24 protein-coding genes are annotated in these 25,030 nt (G+C 44.2%); 13 read left to right on the forward strand and 11 right to left on the reverse strand.

Features of this window, described 5'->3' with window-relative positions:
- The first annotated feature begins 172 nt into the window (after window positions 1-172).
- Genes sps_RS08480 through sps_RS08495 form a run of 4 tightly spaced genes read left to right on the forward strand, consistent with a single transcriptional unit; the run spans window position 173 to window position 4,811 of the window.
- A complete protein-coding gene (locus sps_RS08480; protein ID WP_077752133.1) occupies window positions 173-1,912 on the forward strand; it encodes an L-lactate permease in 1,740 nt (579 codons plus the stop codon).
- The gene (locus tag sps_RS08485; RefSeq protein WP_077752134.1) at window positions 1,887-2,639 is read left to right on the forward strand and encodes a (Fe-S)-binding protein; all 753 of its coding nucleotides are present in this window, start codon (window positions 1,887-1,889) and stop codon (window positions 2,637-2,639) included. The genes sps_RS08480 and sps_RS08485 overlap by 26 nt, the downstream gene beginning before the upstream one ends.
- Before the next feature lies 1 nt (window position 2,640).
- Complete coding sequence (locus sps_RS08490; protein WP_077752135.1) at window positions 2,641-4,086, forward strand: LutB/LldF family L-lactate oxidation iron-sulfur protein; 1,446 nt, start codon at window positions 2,641-2,643, stop codon at window positions 4,084-4,086.
- Window positions 4,083-4,811, forward strand: a complete 729-nt coding sequence (locus sps_RS08495) for a LutC/YkgG family protein (protein WP_077752136.1) — start codon at window positions 4,083-4,085, stop codon at window positions 4,809-4,811. Before sps_RS08490 ends, sps_RS08495 begins: the two co-directional genes overlap by 4 nt.
- Before the next feature lie 108 nt (window positions 4,812-4,919).
- Here sps_RS08495 and sps_RS08500 read toward each other — a convergent pair whose 3' ends face one another.
- Entirely contained in the window at window positions 4,920-5,912 is a 993-nt protein-coding gene (locus sps_RS08500; RefSeq protein ID WP_077752137.1) for a catalase family peroxidase, read from the reverse strand.
- Between the two features lie 836 nt (window positions 5,913-6,748).
- Between sps_RS08500 and sps_RS08505 the strand changes: the two genes are divergently transcribed.
- Together sps_RS08505 and sps_RS08510 are read left to right on the forward strand one after the other, a co-directional pair.
- Complete coding sequence (locus tag sps_RS08505) at window positions 6,749-7,504, forward strand: putative porin (RefSeq protein WP_077752138.1); 756 nt, start codon at window positions 6,749-6,751, stop codon at window positions 7,502-7,504.
- 332 nt (window positions 7,505-7,836) lie between these two features.
- The gene (locus tag sps_RS08510) at window positions 7,837-8,283 is read left to right on the forward strand and encodes a DUF924 family protein (RefSeq protein ID WP_077752139.1); all 447 of its coding nucleotides are present in this window, start codon (window positions 7,837-7,839) and stop codon (window positions 8,281-8,283) included.
- A gap of 123 nt (window positions 8,284-8,406) precedes the next feature.
- Here the strand turns inward: sps_RS08510 and sps_RS08515 are convergent, their stop codons facing one another.
- Window positions 8,407-8,937 carry a GNAT family N-acetyltransferase gene (locus tag sps_RS08515; protein WP_169915723.1) on the reverse strand — a complete coding sequence of 177 codons (531 nt, stop codon included), beginning with the start codon at window positions 8,935-8,937 and terminating at the stop codon, window positions 8,407-8,409.
- Window positions 8,938-9,387: 450 nt separating this feature from the next.
- Here sps_RS08515 and sps_RS08520 point away from each other — a divergent pair, with 450 nt between their 5' ends.
- On the forward strand, window positions 9,388-10,170 hold the full coding sequence (locus sps_RS08520) for a glycine betaine ABC transporter substrate-binding protein (RefSeq protein WP_077752141.1): 783 nt from the start codon (window positions 9,388-9,390) through the stop codon (window positions 10,168-10,170).
- Window positions 10,171-10,295: 125 nt separating this feature from the next.
- Here the strand turns inward: sps_RS08520 and sps_RS08525 are convergent, their stop codons facing one another.
- Together sps_RS08525 and sps_RS08530 are read right to left on the reverse strand one after the other, a co-directional pair.
- Window positions 10,296-10,655: a nuclear transport factor 2 family protein gene (locus sps_RS08525; RefSeq protein WP_077752142.1), complete on the reverse strand. Its 360-nt coding sequence runs from the start codon at window positions 10,653-10,655 to the stop codon at window positions 10,296-10,298.
- Window positions 10,656-10,811: 156 nt separating this feature from the next.
- On the reverse strand, window positions 10,812-11,723 hold the full coding sequence (locus sps_RS08530; protein ID WP_077752143.1) for a cation diffusion facilitator family transporter: 912 nt from the start codon (window positions 11,721-11,723) through the stop codon (window positions 10,812-10,814).
- A 382-nt stretch (window positions 11,724-12,105) separates the two neighbouring features.
- On the opposite strand from sps_RS08530, the gene sps_RS28475 reads away from it, so the two are divergent.
- Window positions 12,106-12,261 carry a DUF5993 family protein gene (locus sps_RS28475; RefSeq protein ID WP_169915725.1) on the forward strand — a complete coding sequence of 52 codons (156 nt, stop codon included), beginning with the start codon at window positions 12,106-12,108 and terminating at the stop codon, window positions 12,259-12,261.
- A gap of 10 nt (window positions 12,262-12,271) precedes the next feature.
- Window positions 12,272-12,820, forward strand: a complete 549-nt coding sequence (locus tag sps_RS08535; protein WP_077751958.1) for a disulfide bond formation protein B — start codon at window positions 12,272-12,274, stop codon at window positions 12,818-12,820.
- A gap of 134 nt (window positions 12,821-12,954) precedes the next feature.
- Here the strand turns inward: sps_RS08535 and sps_RS08540 are convergent, their stop codons facing one another.
- Together sps_RS08540 and sps_RS08545 are read right to left on the reverse strand one after the other, a co-directional pair.
- On the reverse strand, window positions 12,955-13,896 hold the full coding sequence (locus sps_RS08540) for a bile acid:sodium symporter family protein (RefSeq protein ID WP_077752144.1): 942 nt from the start codon (window positions 13,894-13,896) through the stop codon (window positions 12,955-12,957).
- A 103-nt stretch (window positions 13,897-13,999) separates the two neighbouring features.
- Window positions 14,000-14,434 carry a GNAT family N-acetyltransferase gene (locus sps_RS08545; RefSeq protein ID WP_077752145.1) on the reverse strand — a complete coding sequence of 145 codons (435 nt, stop codon included), beginning with the start codon at window positions 14,432-14,434 and terminating at the stop codon, window positions 14,000-14,002.
- Window positions 14,435-15,026: 592 nt separating this feature from the next.
- On the opposite strand from sps_RS08545, the gene sps_RS08550 reads away from it, so the two are divergent.
- Complete coding sequence (locus sps_RS08550) at window positions 15,027-15,221, forward strand: DUF4250 domain-containing protein (protein ID WP_077752146.1); 195 nt, start codon at window positions 15,027-15,029, stop codon at window positions 15,219-15,221.
- Window positions 15,222-15,273: 52 nt separating this feature from the next.
- Here sps_RS08550 and sps_RS08555 read toward each other — a convergent pair whose 3' ends face one another.
- Window positions 15,274-15,774 carry a lactoylglutathione lyase family protein gene (locus tag sps_RS08555; protein WP_077755607.1) on the reverse strand — a complete coding sequence of 167 codons (501 nt, stop codon included), beginning with the start codon at window positions 15,772-15,774 and terminating at the stop codon, window positions 15,274-15,276.
- Between the two features lie 222 nt (window positions 15,775-15,996).
- On the opposite strand from sps_RS08555, the gene sps_RS08560 reads away from it, so the two are divergent.
- Both sps_RS08560 and sps_RS08565 read left to right on the forward strand, forming a co-directional pair.
- Window positions 15,997-16,914, forward strand: a complete 918-nt coding sequence (locus sps_RS08560; RefSeq protein ID WP_077752147.1) for a LysR family transcriptional regulator — start codon at window positions 15,997-15,999, stop codon at window positions 16,912-16,914.
- A gap of 479 nt (window positions 16,915-17,393) precedes the next feature.
- On the forward strand, window positions 17,394-19,265 hold the full coding sequence (locus sps_RS08565; RefSeq protein ID WP_077752148.1) for a methyl-accepting chemotaxis protein: 1,872 nt from the start codon (window positions 17,394-17,396) through the stop codon (window positions 19,263-19,265).
- Window positions 19,266-19,344: 79 nt separating this feature from the next.
- Here sps_RS08565 and sps_RS08570 read toward each other — a convergent pair whose 3' ends face one another.
- Window positions 19,345-21,294, reverse strand: a complete 1,950-nt coding sequence (locus sps_RS08570; protein WP_077752149.1) for a DNA topoisomerase III — start codon at window positions 21,292-21,294, stop codon at window positions 19,345-19,347.
- 176 nt (window positions 21,295-21,470) lie between these two features.
- Here sps_RS08570 and sps_RS08575 point away from each other — a divergent pair, with 176 nt between their 5' ends.
- A complete protein-coding gene (locus tag sps_RS08575; protein ID WP_077752150.1) occupies window positions 21,471-21,737 on the forward strand; it encodes a hypothetical protein in 267 nt (88 codons plus the stop codon).
- Window positions 21,738-21,828: 91 nt separating this feature from the next.
- On the opposite strand, the gene sps_RS08580 is transcribed toward sps_RS08575, so the two are convergent.
- The 3 genes from sps_RS08580 to sps_RS08590 all read right to left on the reverse strand — a co-directional run bounded on the left by sps_RS08580 (window position 21,829) and on the right by sps_RS08590 (window position 24,967).
- Window positions 21,829-22,761, reverse strand: coding sequence for a M14 family metallopeptidase (locus sps_RS08580; RefSeq protein ID WP_077752151.1), 933 nt, complete (start codon window positions 22,759-22,761; stop codon window positions 21,829-21,831).
- Window positions 22,762-22,864: 103 nt separating this feature from the next.
- Window positions 22,865-24,379, reverse strand: a complete 1,515-nt coding sequence (purF, locus tag sps_RS08585; protein ID WP_077752152.1) for an amidophosphoribosyltransferase — start codon at window positions 24,377-24,379, stop codon at window positions 22,865-22,867.
- Between the two features lie 99 nt (window positions 24,380-24,478).
- Window positions 24,479-24,967, reverse strand: a complete 489-nt coding sequence (locus tag sps_RS08590; protein WP_077752153.1) for a CvpA family protein — start codon at window positions 24,965-24,967, stop codon at window positions 24,479-24,481.
- Between the last annotated feature and the right edge of the window lie 63 nt (window positions 24,968-25,030).

Raw genomic sequence — 25,030 nt, forward strand, 5'->3', positions numbered from 1 at the left:
ATCACAAAAAGTAAAAGAGGTACGGTTGCATTGTTGTAACAAGACAGTCTCACATGAGGGTGAGTAAAAATCGAATCAGGCTGGATCACAGTCAATAATATAAGGAATCACTATGAGGGTTGCCACCTCAAATAGACATTAGGTCAATAGTGAGATTAAAGGATAAATAAGCATGAACCAAACCCTACTCGCGTTAATCGCATTCACCCCGATTGTGGTCGCAGGCGTCCTCCTCGTCCCCCTCAACTGGCCAGCAAAACGAGCCATGCCAGTGGCTTTTATAATGACCGTTATTATCGCGCTATGTAACTGGGAGATGACAGTCACCCGTGTCGTTGCTTCATCACTGCAAGGTTTGGGCATTACGGTTTCAGTGCTGTGGATCATCTTTGGTGCCATTTTTTTACTGAATACGTTGAAGCATACTGGCGCAATAAATGCGATACGCAATGGTTTCACGGGTATCTCAGCCGATAGACGTGTCCAAGCCATTATTATTGCTTGGTGTTTTGGCTCTTTTATTGAGGGCGCGTCCGGCTTCGGTACTCCTGCGGCTATCGCTGCACCGCTGCTAGTAGCAATCGGTTTCCCTGCAATGGCAGCCATATTGATGGGGATGATGATCCAATCGACCCCGGTTTCATTTGGTGCGGTTGGCACGCCGATTATCGTGGGAGTAAACAAAGGCCTCGATACCCATAACATCACAGAAGCCCTTGTTGCAAATGGCTCAAATTGGGACGTCTATTTACAAGAAATCACCACCAATGTCTCGTTAATCCACGCCGCTGTCGGGACGTTTATTCCCCTATTAATGGCCATGATGTTAACTCGATTTTTTGGCGAAAAAAGAAGCTGGGCCGAAGGTCTGGATATCTTGCCTTTTGCACTGTTTGCAGGCTTAGCTTTTACTATCCCCTATGCATTAACCGGCATGTTGCTTGGGGCTGAATTTCCCTCGCTTATCGGTGGTTTAGTGAGTCTGGCGATTGTGGTGTCTGCGGCTAAGAAAGGTTTTCTTGTTCCTAAAAAAACATGGGACTTTAAACTGGAAGCACGCTGGCCTACGGAGTGGATTGGTTCATTAAAAATGGAGATTAAAGAGGATAACAAGCCGATGAATCTGGTATTAGCTTGGACGCCCTATGTACTGTTGGCGTTTATCTTGGTCGCTAGTCGTGTGAGTGCAGATTTAAAAGGGTTACTGCAAGGCGTGAGTTTCACTTTTAATCACATCCTTGGAGAAGTTGGGGTCAGTGCTTCTATTGAGCCATTTTATCTCCCTGGTGGTGTTCTTGTGTTTGTCGCCGTGTTGGCCGCGTTACTGCAATCTGGCAGTGTAAAACCTTTGGCCAGTGCATTGGGTGAGTCGAGTAAAACCTTAATGGGGGCTGGCTTCGTCCTTATGTTCACTATACCTATGGTGCGGATTTTCATTAACTCTGGCGTTAACGCCGCTGATTTAGCCAGTATGCCGATGACTACGGCTCATTTCGTATCAGACGTTATGGGAGATTTGTTCCCTGGTTTTAGTGCCAGCATTGGTGCTTTAGGGGCCTTTATTGCAGGTTCAAATACAGTGTCAAACATGATGTTTAGCCAGTTTCAGTTTGAGGTCGCTCATACGTTAGCGGTGTCGAGTGCCGCGATGGTGTCATTGCAAGCGGTGGGTGCGGCGGCAGGAAACATGATTGCAATCCATAATGTGGTAGCCGCTTCAGCCACGGTTGGCCTGTTAGGTCGAGAAGGGGCGACGTTGCGCAAGACCATTATCCCTACTCTGTACTATCTTATTATCACCGGCATTGTGGGATTAATTATGATTTACGGTTTCCATATTACCGATGCACTAATGGTTAACGAGTCACACCAACAAGGAGCCACCTATGCGGATCTATCCGGCAAAACCTAAAACCGTGTATTTTTATGGCACTTGTCTCGTGGATATGTTCGATCCCGAGGCCGGACTCGATGCCATAAGCTTACTTGAGCAACAAGGCCTCGAGGTGATTTTTATTGAAAAGCAAACCTGCTGTGGTCAGCCCGCTTATAGCTCAGGTTATACCAAGGAAGCCAAACTTGTGGCACAAAACCAGATGGATCTCTTTGTTGATCCTTGGCCCGTGATTGTGTTGTCGGGGTCCTGTGGGGGCATGATGCATCACCATTATCGTCGCCTGTACCAAGGTGATAGTGCCCAAGCGACAGTAGAGAAATTTTGCAACCGGGTATTTGAGCTTACTGAATTTTTGGTCAATGTGTGTCGAATTAAACTCGAAGACAAAGGGGATGCTACGTCTGTGGTGATGCATACTTCATGTGCTGCTCGCCGTGAAATGAACGTTCATGTGACCGCAACTCAGTTACTCAACCAGCTGCAAAATGTAGAGCTTAAAATACCAGCCTATGAAAGTGAGTGTTGCGGTTTCGGGGGGACTTTTGCTGTGCGCCATCCTCACATCAGTCAGGCAATGGTGGAAGATAAGACACGTCATTTATCTGAGACCAAAGCGGCAGTGCTGGTCAGTGCTGACTGGGGATGTTTATTGAACATTAATGGGGCCTTTGAGTATCAAGGGCAATCGTTGAAAGGTCGCCATATCGCCAGTTTCTTACTCGAACGTATCGGAGGTAAGTGAGATGAATCATTCATCAAAGGGTCCTGAACATTTTCATTCTCAAGCTAAAGCAGCGCTTGGTGATCCTCAGTTGCGACAGAACTTTCGTGGGGCAATGGATTACCTGCAGGATAAACGTAAAAGCGCCTTTCATGATCCGGTCGAAGAGGAGAAAATTCGCGACCTATCTGAAGCGATACGCCAGCGTTGCTTGAGTAAATTACCTCAACTGCTCGAGTTGTTGGACACCAACTGTACCCGCAATGGTATTGAGGTACATTGGGCGGAAAATAGTGATGAAGCCAATGATATTATTGCCAGAATAGCTCAGCGTCATGAGGCAAAATTGATCATTAAAGGCAAGTCTATGGTGAGTGAAGAAATTGAGCTCAATCATGAGATGGCCAAGTTAGGTATTGAATGCCTGGAGAGTGATATGGGGGAGTATATCGTCCAACTCGATGGTGACAAACCGTCTCATATCATCATGCCTGCTATTCATAAAAATAAACAGGAGGTGAGTGATACCTTTGAGCATCACTTAGATAATTTCACGCCGACACTCGATGTCGATGAGCTGATTCAAACGGGACGTACTCGCCTCAGACAGAAATTCTACGATGCTGACATTGGCCTATCTGGGGTTAACTTTGCGGTTGCCGAAACTGGCAGCTTATGTTTAGTGGAAAATGAAGGCAATGGCCGCATGTGTACCACTGTCCCTAAGGTGCATATCGCCATTACCGGCATAGAGAAAGTCGTTGAATTTTTATCCGATGTGCCGCCGCTGTACAGTGCCTTGACTCGCTCAGCCACAGGACAAGCCATCACCACTTACTTTAATATCATCAGTTCTCCCCGCAAAAGTGGGGAGCGAGATGGTCCTCTAGAGGTGCATCTTGTCTTGTTAGATAACGGCCGGACTCAAGCTTATCAAGATGCAGACATGCGTAAAACTTTGCAATGTATCCGCTGCGGAGCCTGCATGAATCATTGTCCTGTTTATACGCGTGTTGGCGGACATGCTTACGGCACTGTGTATCCAGGTCCGATAGGTCAAATTATCTCACCGCATCTTATGGGACTTGATAAGACGAAAGAGTTAGTGACGGCCTCTAGCTTTTGCGGGGCTTGCGCTGAAGTCTGCCCGGTTCGCATTCCTATTCCTGATATATTGCAGCGATTACGTACCGCAGCGAAAAATCCCCCTGAGGCAGATATGATACCGATGACAGGTCAAGCCTCTGCGGCCAGTACCTTAGAGTCATTAGCAATGAAAGGGTTTGCGTTTGCCGCGACGACCCCCACTCTCTATCACGCTGGAACGTGGTCGGCAACAAAACTCAAAGGCTTAATGCCAGACAATATAGGCCCATGGACACAATGTCGGACCTCGCCCAAATTTGCCGATAACACCTTGCATCAGCTTATAAAAACGCGTAACAAAAAAAAGGGAGAGACATCATGAGTCTAACGGCTTCCAGCAGGGTAGCTAAACGGGCAATATTAGCTCGACTTAACCGGGTTAAGCTCCCTCCCATAGAGAAAGAAACCTTGAGTTATCCAAGGTGGAAAACCCAAGATGAGCAATTACTAACACAACGATTTATCGCGGGTTTATCAGCGAATCATGCAGAGGTTATTTGCGTCAACTCAACAGAAATAGCTGCAACACTGACACAGGTGCTGACAAGTAAGGCATATAAGAGCGTGGTGTTAGGCTGTGCTTGTGATGAAACCTTGAGTGATAGCGCCGCTAATGAGTGCACTGCTTATCACTGCGAAAAGGGGGAGTTTTATGCAGAGATACTGGCAGGGGCGCGACACTGTGATTTACTTCAGTTTGATTCAGTTGTTGAAGATTTCAAGTCACGTCTGTTTAATGAAGTCGATGCGGGGATAACACACTGTTTTGGCGGCATAGCGGATACTGGCACCTTAGTGCTTTGGCCAGATAGGGCTGAACCCAGAACCTTATCATTAATTCCCCCTTGTCATATCGCGTTAATCAAGCGTTCGACTATCGTTAGCAATTTCGCCGGGATGATGAGTGAGCAAGCGTGGCAGGAGAAAATGCCGACCAATATTGTCTTGGTCTCTGGTCCCTCAAAAACGGCTGACATTCAGCAGACGTTAGCCTATGGGGCTCATGGCCCTAGTCAGTTAATTGTGATCTTGGTTGAGGATAGGTAATGGCGGCGGTTTATCTTTGCATGTTGAACTCGACATAAGTACGACAATAATTAACGTCGCTAGCACGGGGATGTGCAGCGACTTAACTGACAACTCAGTCAGTTACAATTATAAACGCCTAATGAAAGACTCTATATAGGCTGGTGCTCTGGCATTTAATATTGGATCTGCTGACGGGGCTATTCCCTTAGGTAATTGTACTGGATTAAAAATACTCTTCTCACATTGTAGAGTTGCAGCTTCATCATCTCGACTGCCATTAATAATCACTTCTCCTACTAACAAGTGTTGGCGAGATTCAGGCCATAGAATAGTAGGATCATCTATAGAGTCACCTTCTTCAGCAAATTTAATATACACATTCCACATTGCTGGTTTAGCTTTTATACGTGTTAACAACTCTTCTTTTAAAAAATCATCAGTTAGATGAGCTAATTGAACTTGGGATAGCGTACTTTTCTCCTCAACAGGTTCAAATATCCAACGCCCTGCCGTTATTTGATTATCATAAGTATTAAATAGAAAGCTGTTAACACCAAAGTAAGCGCTGTTTGCAAAGCTAGAGCTCGGTAACATCTGATCTATATGTTCAAAGAATGCTTTCGCATCAGGTTTATTATCAATCAGCCATTGCTTACCTTCGGCCCCTTGTTTGACTTTGGTTTGAAAGGTAAAAAAATCGTCAATATCACTCGCAAAAAAGACTTGCGAATTCGTAGTCACAAAATTCAAGCTTTCATTATTGCCATCAATCTTGAGTGACATAAAACGACCAGCTCCCTTATCTGAGGCATGTGGATTGGTTCCTCCGAGGGAGAAACGTGCGATAACCCCGATTTCTGCTTGATTAAAAAGTGGTATAGCTAATGCGTTATTTATTTTGGCCGAAGGTTTAAATACACCTGACGTACAAAAGCCTTTAGCGTGGTTACGCAATTTTACCTTTTTACCCGCTTCACGACTTTCAGTATCCAAAGTACCATTAACGGCATCGACTAATTCGGGGATGGTTTTCTCAGTAGCAAACAATGGTGCTGAGAAGATTGATAAGCTAGATAAAATACTGACCTTAATGAGGCTATTAACATTTTTTGAAATCATGATTCTGTCCTGCCCTTAGTTATATAATTAACAAGAAACAAGTACGGCTTGGAGCGGTAAATCTTTCACTATTAGCTGACGCATTGTCTTTTTTAACACTTTGCAAACACAACAAGATCAATGAGTACGCGAACCCGCAGCAAGTAAGTAAAAAGCAGAGTTAATCCCAACAGAGTAATCAGATGCTAAGCCATTCTCTAACGACTGAGCGGGATATAAAGAAATTAGCGGTTGTTTTAAGGGCTGAAAATGAAAGTCTAAGAGTGCATTTCCCGCGCTTGGCAGACGTTAGATTAAATTGAAGGTACGAGCTTGAATGACATATACCAACACCACAAGCCTCTGGATTCCGGCTCAAAAACGCTACCTGAATGACGAGAAACAATGACCAATTTAGTGAAAGAGAAGTCGATCAAAATAAAGGGGCCTAGCGAATAAGCTCAAATGAACTCAGAAAACGCTTAAACTCTGAGTTTATCCACTCATTATACCCCGTATTGCGACAGGTTTTATCGCTCAAAAACCAAATTAGATAACATATATAACACTCCAGCATCTTTTACGCAGAACACCCCTATAAAACCCACCACACACCTTACACTCAGACACCACTCTGCAGGCGTCTCAACACAAACAGCGTCACAAAAATGGAAATGGAACAATATTGCAACACATTGGTTTAATTTACTTTTTATATTCACATTCTAGCTGTTTTATGTTTACCTTATGCCCCCACATATTGTGTGGCGACTAAAAACTCAGCCTGTAAACAGGCTGAATCCTTTAAATTCGCTTAACTTTATGCAGTTATCAACGTGATATATCAAGGAAAGAGAATGAGATTATTTACAGCTTCAACATTGGCGATAGCCCTATTAAGTGTAAACGCAATGGCTGCCGAGGATAATGCCTTTCAACATGAAGCTAGTGTCGGTTATTTGACCAATTCAGATGAAATGGGAGATGGGATTCTAGGCGTCAACTACCGATACTATGTTAATCCTGTAGAACAAAACACCAGCCCTTACGCACTCAATGGATTTCTGGCTCAAGAATCTAATATCGGGGCACTCTATACTAATTTTGATGACAAAAATATTGATACCGTCGGTGTTGATGGCACTTATGTCTTCGATTCCAATTGGTTTGTGGGCCTAAACTACCAACGTAACAGTATCGGTAATGTTGACCTCAACACTTACGGCGTTGAACTGGGTTATTATGTTAATGATAACACCTCATTTTCAGCTTTTTTTGATGATGGCACAGATGACAATGCAGAGGAAAGTTACGGATTAACCATTCGTCGTTATTTAGAATTAGACTCCACGCCTGGTATTGATTTATCAGCAAACTGGCTACATGCCGACTCAGAAAACAACTACACCTTAGGCGCTGACTGGTACGTATCCAACTCATGGTCTGTTGGCTCAGGGTATACGCGTGATTCGGATGATGGGGATTTCGATATCAGGACAGCTTATTGGTTACGCATCTCTGATGATTTTTCCGCTAACTTCGCTGTCTCAAAAATCATTAATGGGGATATAGACGGTGTGGGTTTAGGTATCGCACTCACAGGTCGTTTCTAATCCTGTAGTCATACAAACTTATATGGCGCTCAGGGCGGTTCATCAGCCCTGGGCTTTCACAGGACATTTATTTAAATTCCGTTATGCCCTTTGGATTCACAGAGAAGATCACCAACCTCTAACTAACGATTTGACTCGCGTCAACTGTTCTTTAGGATAGTAGCCCATCATTGTTCTCCCCTTCACTATAGAGAAGATAATTTTAAATAATTGCCTTCTTTTGGCCAAAAAAGCATTGTTGGTGCCCAAAATTATTCAAGTTCTATATTTACCTCAACAATAGCTACACGATAAAACCATAAAATCCTTGTTCAAACTGGAGTTATACAAAAGTGAATAATTTCCTAAATCAATGGTTCGATATATACGATAAAGGGAATGGAGTTGAGCTTGAATCCCTCACCAATGATGTAAAATTGCAATGGTTCGATCTCCTTCAGCTTGCTAAGGCGGAAAAATTGAATGCTTGGAATAAATGCCCGCCAGGGAGGTTATCACTGATCTTGCTGTTTGGTCCTGTGGCTTACTTACTCAAAGACAATGATAAAGCACTACATGAAGAGGCTAAATTGCTCTGTATTGAGGGGATAAGAAAAGGATTTGATTCCCAATTAAAGTTAGTTCAACGTCGATGTTTTTACGATCCACTATTTTATTCATCAAAAGCTGAAGACCATAGGCTATTGTTGCTACTTCTTAAAGGAATGGAATCTCAAGCATCTGAAGATGAGAAAAAAGCGTGGTTTACCTGGTTTACACAAGCTTCCTCCATTAGATAATGGACTGGATAAAAGTACGACCTTGAATGACATATACCGACACCACAAGCCTCTAGATTCCGGCTCAAAAGCGCTACCGGAATGACGAGATACCATTACCCAAAAAATGAACTCGGGTAAAAGTTATATCTGAGGACATTTTCTTTCATATGTCTCAACATTGGACAGTATGCCGTCTCGATTTTCTCTCATTATACTCGCCACAGGCTTCATACCATTTTTTACCATTACCCTCCCCGAAGCCGGATTGCTTGATAAGTGTTCGGCTTGGAGGTGATCTATGCCCAATTTAGTGAAAGATAGCTCGGTCAAGGCTGTAACAGCCTCCGAACAGTAACCCCGTCCCCAAAAGGGCACACCAAACCAATAACCCAGTTCGGCTTTTTTACCGCAAATTTGTACTAGGCTGACCGTACCCAATAATCGGTCAGTTTCTTTTTCCGTGACGGCATAAATTAATCCTGAGCCATCCTGCCATCTAGCTGCATGGCTTGATATCCACCCCTTTGCCATCTCTAAGGTATAGGGATATGGAATATTCATGGTTGGACTTGATACCTTAGGATCGCCAGCCAAATGGGCAACTTGAACGGCATCTGATAACGCAAACGGGCGTAAGATAAGTCTCTCGGTTTCCAGTAAAATTTGCTCCATGACTGACTCCATAACTTGAATATTTAAGGCTTAATAGTGCCATTAATTAACTTACTGGCCAGTTAGTTAGACGATTGTAAGCAAAACTATTTGTGCTTACTCAAGAAAAATATCATACCCAGCGAATAAAACCACACAGACTTCTTATACCAATCGCGCAAGTACGACAGCAGCTGCGGATCTTAACAGCATAGCCCTTCTATGGCATCAAAGTCATCAAAGTCATCAAAGTCATCAAAGTCATCAAAGTCATCAAAGTCATCAAAGTCATCAAAGTCATCAAAGTCATCACGGTCAACATGCCCTATTTATTATCAATTTAAATTTGATAATAAATCAATTTATAGCTGCTTTAAACGAACAAGAATCACGTTTAATCTAAGCCCAATTATGCACAGCTAGCACAATGGCTCTGCATCGCTTTCAAAGAAAATTTAAGAGAACCACTTTATGTCGAACAAGATTACTATCGGGGTTACCGACCTATCTTTTCACCATGTCGCAGCATCGCTTGTGTATAACGTATTATCAGAAATGGGCTTTGAAGTTGAGCGTATTTACTCTCCTCATCAAGACAACTTCGCTAAGCTAAAGTCTGGCGAAATTGATATGTTGTCGTCTGCATGGCTGCCTTCTAGCCATGGTATCTATAAATCAGATGTGGAAGCCGCCCAGCCTTTACTTGAGCTAGGTTTGCATTACCAACCCTATGCACTTTGGGGAGTGCCTGATTACGTACCGGAAGAGGTGGTTTCGCAAGTCAGCGACTTAGTCAAACCCGATGTTATTGTTCGCATGAATAAAAATATTCAGGGGATTAACCCTGGTGCTGGAATCACTCGTTTCTCAATCAAAATGATGGATGAATATGCCCTTAAGGGTGCAGGTTACTCTTTTAATACTGGCAGTGAAGAAGACTGCTTTGGTGCATTTGAAACAGCCGTAAACAATAAAGAGTGGATTATAGTGCCGTTATGGAAGCCGCAATTCTTGCACCACAGCTACCAAATTCGTGAGATATCAGAACCAAAAGGCTTGCTAGGTATCGTAGACAGAGCCGTACTTTTGCTGCGCCAGGACCGAGTATCTCTATTTACTCAGGCACAATTGGACCGACTAGATGCACTGCGCTTTTCAAATGAAATCATTGCGGCGCTTGACTATCAAGTATCACGGGAAGGCATGCCTATAGATGCTGTGACTAGGGCATGGTTAAATCAATCTCCATACTAAAACAGCTAAGACATTGGGCTATTGAAGAGTCACTTTGATGTTCAGAGAGTTTAGATACAGCGGCAAGCTCAAGACAATGCTCCACCTATTGATACTCTCTGAACGACGCTTCATTCGAAGCTAAGTCAAAATGCATTTTTCCATTGTTCGGTATCGACAAACCATCGTTCTTCAAAGATTTTGTTCCCATCGAATCTGAACAAGACTGAAAGCTGAGAGCCTGCAATTTTGTCTGACTTCCATTCAACAATAGAAACCACTTCGCTCCCCCCTTCAATTTGTCGCAAAGCTGTTATTTCAAACCCCGGTGGCAGTAGTCCTCCTAGGCCGTTTAATGCTTCGCGAAATGCTTGTCGACCTTTTAATACATCGGTTTGTCCTGGCATAATAAACACCATCTGATCCACATAATCAGCCACTAAGGTATCGAAGTCCCCCGCACCTACGGCTTCCCAGCCTGCTTGTACTATGTCCGCTAAACCCATGAGTTTTTCCTTTATTGATACATCATCGTTTTTGTATCATCTAACTATAGAAGTTATCGGTTGATCTTGTGGTGTCCCTCTCCTTACTCCCTGTTAATAAGTGGTTGCCAATAATCGCCACATCCTTATAAAATATCATTAAACATCATTGTGCTTTTAGCTCTTGAGTTCAGATCCCTGCTTCTGGCTGTACTGATTGATCTCAACTGTTGAGTGAGCAATATTAAAGCGCTCTTTCAGCAAGGTTTTAACTGCTATTTTGACCTGATCTGTGTCTGCATCTTCGTTGACATCGACTTCTAGGGTGATCATGGGTCGCTCTTGCGTGATAGACCATGCATGGACGTGTCGTACCTTAATCACGCCTGAGAGTTCAGCTTCTAACTCCTGAATAAGCTTACGTCGGTCGAAGTCCCGCGGCGCACCTTCTAACAGGATATGACCACTTTCACGCACGACGTGCCAGGCTGAACGCAGAATAATGATCGCAACAAATACTGAGAGAATAGGATCGATGGGTGTCCAGCCAGTATAAATAATGACTAAGGATGCAATGATAGCGCCGACCGAGCCAAGCAAGTCTCCCGCAACATGTAATAGTGCCGCCTTGATATTGAGGTTGTCCTTCTCACCTCGGGTCAAGATCCAAAAAGCAAGAATATTAACAATCAAACCACCAACGGCAATCAACAGCATGGTTCCGCCAAGGACTTCTACGGGCTCATTAAGCCGCTTAATGGCTTCAAAACAGATCCAGGCGGCGATCAAAAACAGAGAAAGACCATTAACCAGAGCAGCCAATACCGAAAAACGATCGAAACCATAAGTGGCTTTCCAAGACGCCGGGCGCTTAGCCAGATGAAAAGCGAACCAGGCCAAGCTCAAAGCGACAAAATCCGTCAACATATGCCCAGCATCTGCTATCAGCGCAAGTGAGCCAGATATGAGCCCGCCCACCACTTCGGCAATCATAAATCCGCCAGTCAGAATGGCTGCTATCCCGACCGCTCTTTGATTACCGGTGCCATGAGTGTGACCGGGTGCATTATGGTCGTGATCCTGTGCCATTGGCTGATTCCTTAAAAATTAAAGTGAGAATTATCTCAGTTCCACAGTTTATTTAATCTAGGCTAACTCAGCTCTAGATGACTTGGAAACTTAAGATTATTGAACATTTACATGACCAAATACAAAAAACTTTACATCATATCCATGACGATAAAAATTAACACCAAAGCGCAGTAAACCGATTATCATACTGATTACCATGGTCATTTATTGATACATACTATCAACAGATGTTTCAAGCATTAAACCCTTTTGAAAATTTGTGTTGCTTGTATTGTTGATCTAATTATTCTGGCTAATTTACTCCTTGCTTAACTAAATAGATATAAGATATATTCTAAAAATATATCCACATAACCAATTATAATTTAGGGGAATAATTATGATGGCATTGATATTTTGTTTGTTCTTAATCGCTATGATTTTAGCGGTGCAGGGCAAACGTAACTTGGCATTCTATGGCTTTGGTGTCTCTCTTGCGGTGAGTCTCTATTGGTTCTCACACCATGCAACCGACACTCTCGCAATTTTATTATAGGACGCTTAAGATGACTGAATCATTATCGCGACAACTCAATGCACTTGGCGCTATCGCCATCTCTTTGGTACTGGCATTCGCCTTCTACTCTCAATTTGCCGCTGGTGAGCTTCCCTGCCCCTTGTGCCTATTGCAAAGGGTTGGTTTCGTTGCCGTCATGTTTGGCCTGCTTTGTAATGTTATTTATGGTCCAAGGACCTCGCATTACGGCATTATGCTATTCGGCGCACTATTTGGTGCTGCGGTAGCCCTTAGACAAGTTGCATTACACGTGATCCCTGGAACGCCTTTTTATGGCGACCCATTCCTGTCATACCATTTTTACACCTGGGCCTTTATCACGTTCTCGGTGATCGTATTGGGCACTGGTGTCATGCTGTCATTTACCTCTCAGTATCAAGAGGTAAAGTATCAAAGCCTGTCTAAAATGCCGCTACTGAGTAAAGTCGCTGTTGGCGCAGTGCTTTTGGTCACCCTGATGAACGTACTCAGTACTTTCGCTGAATGTGGTCCATTCGAGTGCCCTGCCGATCCTGTTCAGTACTGGTTATTCAGCTAGACACTTGATAACGATAAACGGACACGGCCTTGGCTCTGTCCGTTTTTTTATGCCTTCAATCGACCCATGATTCATTCTCTTCAGTCCCTCTAATCACTCAGCCTTTATACGCTCAGTGAACCTTAATCTGCCCGCTATTTATCTTCCGCATAATCTTGCTTAAGGCTTTCCTCTTGTTCCCTCGACCAGTATCCCGCTAACAGTGAGCCAGATAAATTATGCCAGATAGAGAATATCGCAGCAGGCAGCGCCGATGCGGGACTGAAAAACTTAATAGATAACGCAGTAGCCAAACCTGAGTTTTGCAGGCCGACCTCGATAGAGATAGTTTTACAAACTGTATGACTAAAGCCTAATAGTCGGCAACAGCTATAGCCCAATACAAGGCCTATAGCATTGTGCAAGAACACAGCAACAAAAATGATAGGTCCTATCTTGTCGAACTGACCCGCGTTCAAGGCCACGATAATGATGATTGCCATCACAATGGCCAGAATTGACACTAGAGGCAAAGCTGGCGTTATCTTACTGACTTGAGAGTTAAAGAGGTGATTAATCATCACTCCGACGGCGACCGGCATTAACACGATTTTGACTAAGCTTACCAGCATTGCCGACATTGGAATATCTATCATCTGACCTAGAAGGAGTTCGATAATCAAGGGGGTGAGTAACACGCCTGCCAAGGTTGATAGTGCTGTCATGGTAATAGACAGGGCCACATCACCTTTTGCCAGATAACAGACCACATTTGAGGCTGTTCCCCCCGCGACGCTGCCCACCAGCACCATACCGATAACCATGTCACGCTCTAGTCCCAAAGCTAAACTAATTAAAAGCGCACTGATTGGCATAATACTAAATTGTAAAATCAGTCCCACCAGCACGGCACGCTTCTGCTTTAAGGCTCTCGAAAAATCATCCAAGCTAAGAGTTAACCCCATCGAGAGCATGATAATGATCAGCAGAGGCACGATTAAGAACTTAAGCTCGGTAAACCACTGGGGCATAAAATAAGCCGTTGTAGCACCGAGTAGTGCAAATATAGGGAACAAGCGATTGATCTTTTCTAGCATGGAGCCTCTTTAAACATATTAAATAGGGTTGGTATAACACAATCAATTGGCGTACTTACATACTAAGCTTTATCACTATTTGAACTAACAGTTTGTGTTCACCTTAGTTAGGCTCGCTATTCGCTTGCATATGATACTCAAACTCATCTTCGCCGGTAATGATAAAACCAAGCCTTTGATATAATTTAAGAGCCGGATTACCTTTTAATACGGTCAGCTCAACGGCCCTATTGTCAGCCTTGGTTAGCACTTGCTGCACCACTTTTTTACCTAGTCCTTGCCCTTGAAGGCTAGGGTGAATTTGGATCTGCATAATCTCAACTTTGCCGTCATCCTCGCGGTACTTTAACGTACCGATCGTCTCGCCGTAAAATACGATTAAATGAGAACATGTATACCCATCGTCCAGACGTAATTCATGCTCTTTTTCAGACAAAAATTGACCGGAGTTCTCGAGGTGCTCAACCATAGTCAATTTACGTAAATTCAATAAATATGCCCTATCATCTTGCGTGGCTAGAATAAACTCAAAACTCATTAATGACCTCATTGAACTGACTGTTAGGATTGGCTAGAGTTAATGAATTGACTCACCTCTGACGAACTTGTCAGCCTGATAAATCGAATGATTCAATTATTTATTAATCACGAATATGCCATAGATTCCCAACGGGGGCTTTAAATAACGGTATATATAACGAGGTTGAACGGAAGAAGGGATACACTTTCAGAAAGGCTAACACAATAATATTCTTAAGGAATAAAGGGAGCTTCTCAGCCAAAAGGACCAGTGATGACTGAGAAGCAAATCCACCTATCGGAACAGAGAGACCAACAGGCAAATTTTGGAGCTTACCAAAGTGACTAGTAACACTTTGATACACGAGAATATAGACTAAAACTCAGGACAAGATAACTCCCCTTTAGGACAGGTAGACAAACTAGAAATCAAAAAGAAGCGTATGTCTGCCCCATAATATAGAAGATATCAATGTCCTCAATTACCATTCATCTTTGAGTAATAGCAATGGGTATAAAGCACGCTCGTTAATGATGAAAATTGAATGGCAGGCCAAGCTTAACTAAGCTACACCTAAAGAATAAAGAACATAAACAAATAGGAGGAAGCGATGAATTACCACTTAGGCGACTTAAGCAGTGATATATTAATCGGCATAGTCAATGAGCACTTGCGTCTCACTTGTGAAGACAAACAGGCTCTTTTTTATGATCTGGATATTCCCGGTGATTTGCTTGAGAAGAAACTCAGTGACGCGGGTTTTACTTATCACTCTGCCAGCAATCAATATCGAGAGATGAAATAACCCGATAACATGTTATCGGGTCCTTGGCACTCCAATCACAGCCACTAAAACCTTAGCCACTATATGCGCCACTGGCATAGTGCAATTCATAGCTGTGGCTGTAAATCTCCAGGATATTACCAAATGGGTCTTCCATGTAAATCATGCGATAAGGCTTCTCGCCAGGATAATAGTAACGTGGCGCCTTCATGCGTTTCTTACCGCCTGCGGCAACGATCTTCTCGGCTAGCTCTTCGACATTGGGATCTTGAACACAGAAGTGAAAGATGCCTGTCTTCCAGTATTCGAAGTTATCTTGTGGGTTTTCTTGATTCTTAAACTCAAACAACTCCACGCCGATACGATCGCCGGTCGACAAATGGGCAATACGAAAACGCTCCCATCCCGCACCGAACACATCGGTGCACATCTCACCTATGGCACTGGGATCTTCGACAACTTCCGATGGCTCCATGATCACATACCAGCCTAACACCTCCGTATAAAACTTAACTGCGGCGTCTAAATCCGGGACTGATATACCGATATGGGAAAACGTTCTTGGATAAGGCATGGCCTGTTGCTGTACGTGAGCTGGAGTGCCGTTATTTGTATTCTCGTTACTTACATCATTATTACTGACATTGTTCGTAGACATAGTGACCTCGTTAATCAATGTTGAAAGGGGACTGCTTTCGATGAGGTCAATATACTCAAGACAAATAAGAATTAGAAATTATCAATATTTCTCATTATAATAATTTTTTGTTATCACAGAATCATATTGAGTTGGCAAATGCTGAATCCTACCTGGTTGCACACCTTCAAGACCTTAATCGAGGTCGGACACTTTACTCAAACCGCCGAGAAGCTTTATATGACTCAGCCCGGCGTCAGTCAGCAGGTTAAGAAGTTAGAGTTAGCCTGCGGTTATAGCTTAATAAAGCGTGAAAACAAAAGCTTTGAGATAACCGAGCAAGGTCGACAGGTCTATGATTTCGCATTGCGATTGGCGAGTAACGAAACTGAGTTACTGGAAAGCCTAAGTTTTGATGACCCCTATTCAGGGTTATGCCGACTATCTTGCTCGGGAGCATTAGCACTGCATATTTACCCTGAACTCCTTAAGCTACAGGCACAACACTCAAGCCTGATCATACATCTTGAAGCCGCGCCCAATTATAAAATACTCGATGATATTCAAGACGGTGCTATCGATATCGGCGTAGTGACTCACCTACCTAGTCCGAGTCTGTTTAATTCACAAACCTTAGGTTGTGGGCCTCTATGTCTGATTTTGCCTAAACGATATAAAAACGAATCTATTACAGCTGCGGTACTCAAACGGTGTGGCCTAGTGAAGCACCCCGACGCCGCCCACTATCTGTCTCTTTATTTTGATCTCTGCAGCGAGCCTGAGTTTGCTCAACTCAATATTGATACACTCGACACCGTCAGCTATGTGAATCAGCTGAGTCAAATATTACTGCCCATATCCCAAGGCATAGGTTTTACCGTACTACCAAAGAGTGCATTGGATAGCTTCTCTCATAAGGAGAAGGTATACATTCATAGGCCCAAACAGGCCGTCGCAGAGCAACTTTATTTGGTACAGAAGCGAAACCGTCAACTACCCGCTCGTTATCAAACAATAACAGCTCAACTAGATGCACTAATTAAACAGTCAGGGAGTAAGAAAAATGAACAAGAATGATGGATACCCTGAGCTTACCTATAATGCTCATCAAACTGCCACTGTTAAGTTGTGCCCACGATTTTGCAGCTTGATATATTGAGCCCATGAAAGGATTCTTTATCTCGTAGTAAGCCTCTCTATCATAACGAAATCGATTTGCTAGCGCCTTTTTACGACGGCATATGCTGCCCGAGTAATGGCATCTGCACGCAAGTCATCACAAAAGACTAAAGGATAGGTTTTATAATAGACATTCATATGTAAACTTATAACGAATAATTAACTAAGACCTTTATCTTAAAGACGTATTTGCCCATAATAGCGAAAATTATCACCTTTAGATGTAAAACCAAACGGTCGCCTTGTTTATTTAATTCACTATGGGGTGAACAGCTAATTTTTTGATAAGACTTTAACCTGAAATTCAGGCTTATCAAATATTATCTAATCACTCAGCATCTCAACTATTTTCATTACTTTGCATAATTAGATCTCAAATGAACTCATACTCGCTCAAGAAAAAGATACTTATTTCCGTCGTAATCGCACTTTCACTCGTCATAGGTTTACTCTCCTGGCAAAGCTATTCCAGTCAAAAGTCTCTTTTGATGCAAGGCAGCATTGAGCAAGTTCAACGTTTGGGCGATCAACAAGCCCAGCGGATCCAAGAATGGCTATCTGCTCGCCAAAGTGCCATAGCCGCCGTCGCAACCAAAATAGAAGGCGACTCCCTCAGTGCTCTACAACAAGCACAAGATTCCGGGCATTTTGAATTAACCTACTTTGGCACTCAAACAGGACAAATGCAGGACTCAGATCCCAGCATAGACCGTACAGGCTATGATCCCCGCAGCCGACCTTGGTACCAACAAGCCATGCGTGAACGCGGTCCTATCTTGACTAAGCCTTATGTCGATGTTGCCTATAACATTCTAGTTGTCACCATGGCTCAACCTACCTTACAAGGTGTTGTGGGTGGTGATTTGTCAATTGATAGTCTCGTCGATAGTATCAACAGAATGAAATTACCGTCCAATGGTTACGCCATCATGATGCATAATGACGGCACAGTGATCGCGTATAAAGACCAGAGCAAAACAATGAAACCTATAGGTGATATTGACTCTGAACTCCACCGCGGGTTACCTGAATTAAGTCGTAAGACAGGGGCACTTCTACCCGTCTATTTTGACAGTGAAGGTAAAGAGAAGTTGGTTTGGGGCGAAGAGATCCCAAACACGGATTGGGAGTTGATCTTCATACTGGATAAAGCGACCTTAGAAGCTCCTCTATCTTCTTTGTTGCTCACTCAACTTGGCTTATCTGCCCTAGTGTTACTACTGAGCGTAATTGCGATCTCATGGTTACTAAGCATGTTATTGGGTCCTTTGAATAGAGTCTCTGTGGCACTGGCTAAAATCGCCGATGGTAATGGTGATTTAACTCAGCGCATCGAAGTCGATAGCCAAGATGAAGTAGGCGTACTTGCCGATAGCTTTAACCGCTTTGTCGGCAGCCAACATCAACTTATCAGCCATATCCGCCAATTAGCCAGTGAACTCGATGCCGATGCGGAGCAAAGCTTAGCCACCAACCAAACTTCAGTTGCAGAACTTCAACGTCAACAACAAGAGGTCGCTATGGTGGCCACAGCCGTTACCGAGATGGCAAGTGCAACTCACGAAATTGCCGCCAATGCGGAAAATACTGCCACTGCAGCACAACAGTCCGCAACCAGCAGCGGAGAAGGAAAAGCCCTGGTGGATAAGACTCGCACCACCATCAACTCTTTGGCCACTGAAGTAGAGCAAGCGACTGATGTCATCGGCGAACTGAGTCGTCACGCTCAATCTATCTCGGGTATTCTCACCACTATTCAAGGCATTGCAGAGCAAACGAATTTACTCGCTCTCAATGCCGCCATCGAAGCGGCCCGTGCAGGTGAACAAGGTCGTGGCTTTGCCGTCGTCGCCGATGAAGTACGGGTCTTGTCTCGCCGCACACAGGACTCAACCCAAGAGATCTACACCACGATTGAGACCCTAAGAAACACGACTGAGAAAGCCGTTCACTTGATGGAAAGTAGTCAAGGATTGGCCAGTAACAGTGTGTCAGATGTCAATGCTGCGGCTAATGCCCTCGAGGAGATCACTCAAGCGGTTAATGCCATTTCAGATATGGCCGGGCAAATCGCGACAGCGGCTGAAGAGCAGACCCAAGTGACGGGAGAAATCACCCAAAACACTGTCGCAATTAAAGATGTTACCGATGAGATCACCAATTCAGCTACGGCAGACTTGTCACAGGCTAAAAAACTGAAAGATCGCGCCAACGATCTTAACGCTCAGGTATCCACTTTCATCTTGTAATCGATTAATACCAACCGATATAACAAGCCAAAATTAAAAGGAGAGAATCGTTCTCTCCTTTTAATTCCGATTGATCTGATTAACTCTTGGTTTTCTTCTTAGTGTAACGACGCTTCTTAAAGCTGCTTTTCGGCGCTTTAACACCTTGTAATGCTGTCGGCAATTGTGAACCTGCCTGAATGATCAACTGGCCAAGTGAGTCGACTAACGGTGTCATAAAACTTTGATACTTAGCTTCCTTGCGACTAATGGCATCGAGATTACTCTCCCACAATGCTGTCATATCAGGCGTGGTTGCACTCATGGGCAAACTGTTTATCAGTCCCTTGCCGACCTCAGTGGCGATAATGGTTTTTCCTTGCCTACTAAGGAAGGTGCGCTTAAACAGTAACTCTATGATCCCGGCTCGAGTCGCTTCAGTGCCCAGTCCATCAGTATCTTTCAATATTTTTCTGATCTCGGGATCCGTCACATAGCGATTAATGCCTGTCATGGCCCCAAGCAAGGTGGCGTCGGTAAAATGTTTCGGTGGCTGAGTCTGCTTCTCGATAAGCTCCCCGGCCGCCGAATGAAGTGTTTGACCTTTCTTCAGTGCTGGCAATCGCTGTTTAGTGAGTTCATCTTCATCATTGCCATTGGTTGCCGTTAACTGTGAGTTTTCACTATTTCGATTAAAAAGCTGCTTCCAGCCCAGCGCCCTTTCCTGCTTGGCCTTAGTCTTGAAATGACCGCCTTCAATCAATATCTGAACTTCTGTTTCACTGTAGAGATAAGGCGGATAAAACTGGGCTAGATATTGCCTCGCCACTTGTAGATAAACCTGCTTCTCTCTAGCATTCAGACTCGAGAGGTTTGCTCGTTTTTCTGTGGGTATGATGGCGTGGTGAGCATCGACCTTGCTGTCATTCCAGGCCTTAGATTTTATCTTAGGATCTGGCTTATCGCTTTTCTCAACAAGCTCACCAGCCCCGAAGAGCACGGCATCTATGACTTGAGGGGCTTGAGCAAACTGTTCGGCCGGCAGATAGCGGCTGTCAGATCTCGGGTAAGTGATCAACTTATGTCGCTCGTAAAGGGTCTGACAGGTGTCGAGCACCTCTTTGGCACTCATACCGTAGCGTTTGGCTGCATCAATCTGCAGGGAAGACAGACTATAAGGCAGAGGCGCATTTTGCTTCTTGTCTTTAGCAACAACTTGAGTGACTTCCGCTGATTTATCACTGATGCGACCAACCACATTTTGTGCCAGCCCTTTAGACAAGACTCTCCCTTCTTCATCCATGTAAGGTTGGCAGGCTTCACTGGGCTGCCATTTGGCTTTAAATGCTTCATTTTGCTCTGTAGTCAGATTGGCCAGCACCTCATAGAAAGCCTTTGAAACAAAGTTAGCTATCTCTTCATCACGACGAACCACTAGGCCTAACAATGGAGTCTGCACACGCCCTACAGATAACACACCCTGATAGCCCACCTTACGACCTTGTAGGGTGTAAGCTCTGGTCATGTTCATGCCATAAAGCCAATCGGCACGAGAGCGGGCTAAGGCAGAAGTAGAAAGTGGAATAAATTCACGGTTACTACGCATCTGACCAAGAGCCCGTTTGACAGCTTGGGGGTTGAGATCGCTGATCAGCAAACGTTGTGTCTCGTTAAGCTTATCGCCCTTGACCCCCAGATGAGAAATCACCTCATCGACTAACAGCTGCCCCTCTCTATCAGGATCGCCGGCATTGACCAGTTGAGACGCCTTTTTTACTAAGCCTCTGAGAACCGTCAATTGGCTGCGGGTCTTAGGTTTAGGCTTCATCTTCCACTTTTCAGGAATGATGGGCAGATGCTCGAATTTCCACGACTTGTATGCGGCATCGTAACTATCGGGCTCAGCCTGCTCTAACAGATGACCAATACACCAGGAAACACAATCACCGTTAGCCGCCATGATATGACCATCACCCTTTTTATGGGGCTTAGGTAGCACATCGGCGATGGCTCGGCCAAGGGAAGGTTTTTCTGCGATATAAAGAATCATAAGTGGAACTCAAACTACTGTACAAATTACCAGTAACTTTAGCCTAAAGCGCAATTAGCCGCAATGGTTTGATGTAAATTGACAAGGTAATAGCCCATCCTTTTGTAAACTCAGTTGAGAATGATTATCAATTAGGTATTATTGGCTTATTCACTCGTTTTTAAGGGAGGTCATTCATGATTGTAACGACAACGGGAACCGGCAGCAGTTTAGATAAACTACTCTTATATCATTTCCTTATGGTGACTGCGGTTGCGCTATTGATCACCCCTCTGGTAACCGACAATAAGTTCTTCGAACTAATGCTATTGGTGACCATGCAAATTGTCTTAACCTGTATTAGCACGCTCATTGGGATCAGCATGGGTCATACAGTGAGTAAACGTGCGGCTAGCGTGCTGTTCGCCACTTGGATGCTAGTTTGGTGTGTTCACTTAGCTTGAGTTACTGTTTTAGCTTGTAAAAACATGAAGGCAAGCGTTAACTCTGTAAATGAGTTAACGCTAATGCGTTGATGATTCTTTATATACAGTGTTAAGTCAGCGGTTTAGAAAGTGGTAAAATATAGTCTAGTCCACCTGTAATAGCGGCGACTTGTGCCAAAATACAGTTCTCATCATCAACTTTAGGGCTATCCGGATACACTTCAGTGGTGGTCGCGTAGACACTGTCACTGAATCCAATACATAGACCTAGCGCTTTAGTAGCGTAATTAATCACACCAAATTGAGACAATGGCGCCCCAATAAGTTTGCCTGCATCATCGGCCGGAGCAATATGGGTAACCTTAACAACTGATTCGATAATTGCAGTTTGAAAGTCATCTGCTGGCAACTCAGTGTTACCCACCAGATAGAAACCATCGGGAATATTCCAATTGCTATGCTCCACTGCATCTCTGGCCGCTAAAGCCGGCCTGAACTCAGAGTTATCCGTATCTGTTGTTTCATGTAGGTCAATATGCGCGGTGATATCAATACCTAAATCTTCAACATAAGCCATCAAGGCTGCAGACTCTTCGGCTGGACTGTCTTGATAGAATGAGCGATTAGGATCGACCGCATTTGGGTTCCAGCGGTTGATGGTTTCATATCCCCAAGGGCTAACGCAAGGAGCAACCAGGATATTAAACCTGTCTTCATACTCCTTCGCCTTAGTTTCCAAGAAACGGATCGCGCCTTGTACACCACTGGTTTCATAGCCATGAACCCCGCCTGTAACTAGCACAGTCGGCTTATCCTCACTCCACTGCTTTGACTTAACCACAAATAAGGGGTATTCACTGGGGTTATATGACAAGGCACCGTACTGGTCGACTTGAAAGTGCTCTGCAAACGGGGCAATTTTAGCCACGACCTCTTGCAGATAAGAACGTTTGATCGTTTGTGCTTTCAGCCATTTCGCTTTTTCAGACTCGCCCCATACTTGGCCACTTAAACCTATTGGGTAACTGCTTTGTTGAACCATCTGTACTCCCCTGAACTTTAACAATAAAAAAGCCGACACTCACAATGAGACGTCGGCTTTTATGACACTTAATGACTCCTTAGAGCCCCTAGCAGACTAACATCTATGGATGACAAACGTTATGAAGCTCTAAGTTAGTGCCGATATCTTTGCTGCGGTTAGCCTTAGCATCATCATTACGTAACTGAGTGATGTGATCTAAGTAAGTCTGATCCACATCGTTAGTAATGTAATTCCCATCGAAAACCGAGGTCTCGAAACGCTTAATCTCAGGATTCTCCATACGAACCGCTTCCGCTAAGTCTTCAAGATCTTGGAAAATCATGCCATCGGCACCAATCATCTTACTGATCTCATCGACATCACGACCATGAGCAATCAACTCGCTGGCTGTTGGCATATCGATACCATAAACGTTAGGGAAACGAATTTCTGGTGCAGCCGAAGCAAAATACACTTTCTTCGCGCCAGCTTCACGAGCCATCTCGATGATTTGCTCGGACGTAGTGCCACGTACCACAGAGTCATCGACTAACAAGACATTCTTGCCCTTAAACTCGACACCAATTGCATTGAGCTTGCGGCGTACCGACTTCTTACGCTCCTGTTGACCAGGCATGATGAAGGTACGGCCAATATAACGGTTTTTAACAAACCCTTGGCGATATGGCAGCTCCAAGTGACGGGCGATTTCTAACGCAGTATCACATGAGGTTTCTGGAATAGGGATAACCACATCAATGTCATGATCTTCCCATTCGTTCTTGATCTTTTCACCTAGTTTAGCGCCCATGTTCACGCGACTACCGTAGACAGAGACTTTATCGATAGTCGAGTCAGGGCGTGCGAAGTAAACAAATTCGAACAAACAAGGTGCATAGGTAGGGTCTTTAGCACATTGACGCGTATATAGCTCACCATCTTGGGTGATATACACGGCTTCGCCCGGCGCGATATCGCGCATTAGCTTGAAACCAACTGCATCTAGCGCCACACTCTCAGAGGCAACCATATACTCGATGCCATTTTCAGTCTCTTGCTTACCCAGTACCAAAGGACGGATCCCAAATGGGTCACGAAAAGCAACCAGACCTTGGCCTATGATCAAGGCAACAACAGCATAAGCGCCACGAGTCAATGAATGCACACTGGCAACCGCATCGAACACTTCATCGGCGCTTAAACTCTCGTTTTTGCACTGCTGAAGCTCATCGGCCAACAGGTTTAACAAGACTTCAGAATCAGATGTTGTATTCACATGACGGCGCTGTTTGAGCAGACGCTCGTGTAACTCTACGGTATTGGTCAAGTTGCCGTTATGGGCTAATGAAATACCAAATGGAGAGTTCACGTAGAAAGGTTGAGCCTCAGATGCACTCGAGCTGCCTGCAGTTGGGTAACGAACATGGCCGATACCTATGTTACCTTGCAGACGTTGCATATGTTTAACTTCAAATACGTCTTTTACCAGACCATTGGCCTTACGTAATCTAAACGCACTACCATCAACAGTCACGATACCAGCAGCATCTTGTCCGCGATGCTGGAGTACGGTTAGTGCATCATAGATAGGCTGATTAACCGATGATTGGCCAACTATTCCGACGATACCACACATGGGTGAGATTCCTCATTGTAAGATGTTCTGATAATTATAATTTTTAGCCGCAAAAGTCAGAATCGACTTAAGCTAAACCTACTAATGCTTTAATGCATTTTATATTTTGGGTACAAAGCTTGACGTGTTTTCTATGTAGTCAAAAAACCACTGGATAACAACGCCGAATTCGGGCACGAGTTTTGAACTCTGCCACCAATCCGTATTGGGTGCGCCCGTGAACGCATCCAGGAAAAACAGTAAAGCACTGACAATTAAGGCGCCTCTTAAAGCACCGAAACATAGACCCAAGACTCGGTCGGTCCCGGATAACCCCGTCTTGTCGACCAACTGACCAATGAGATAATTAATTAATGCACCGATAATGAGTGTCGCTATAAAAAGAATAGCAACTGCGACACCGTTTCGGAGCATTTCATCTTGCATTTGGGTGAGGTAAACCGCGAGGTCTTGATAAAACTGACTCGCAACAAAGAAGGCTGCAAACCAGACAACTAAGGACATGGCTTCTTTAGCGAAACCACGGAGTAGACTGATAAGAGTCGAGACTCCGATAACAGCGAGAATGGCGTAATCGATCCAAACCATTTAATGATAATCCGACATAGGGTTAAGACGGCGGGATTTTAACAGAGACCGAGCACATTCTCA

Source organism: Shewanella psychrophila (assembly GCF_002005305.1).
In the GTDB taxonomy this organism is placed as follows: Bacteria; Pseudomonadota; Gammaproteobacteria; order Enterobacterales; family Shewanellaceae; genus Shewanella; species Shewanella psychrophila.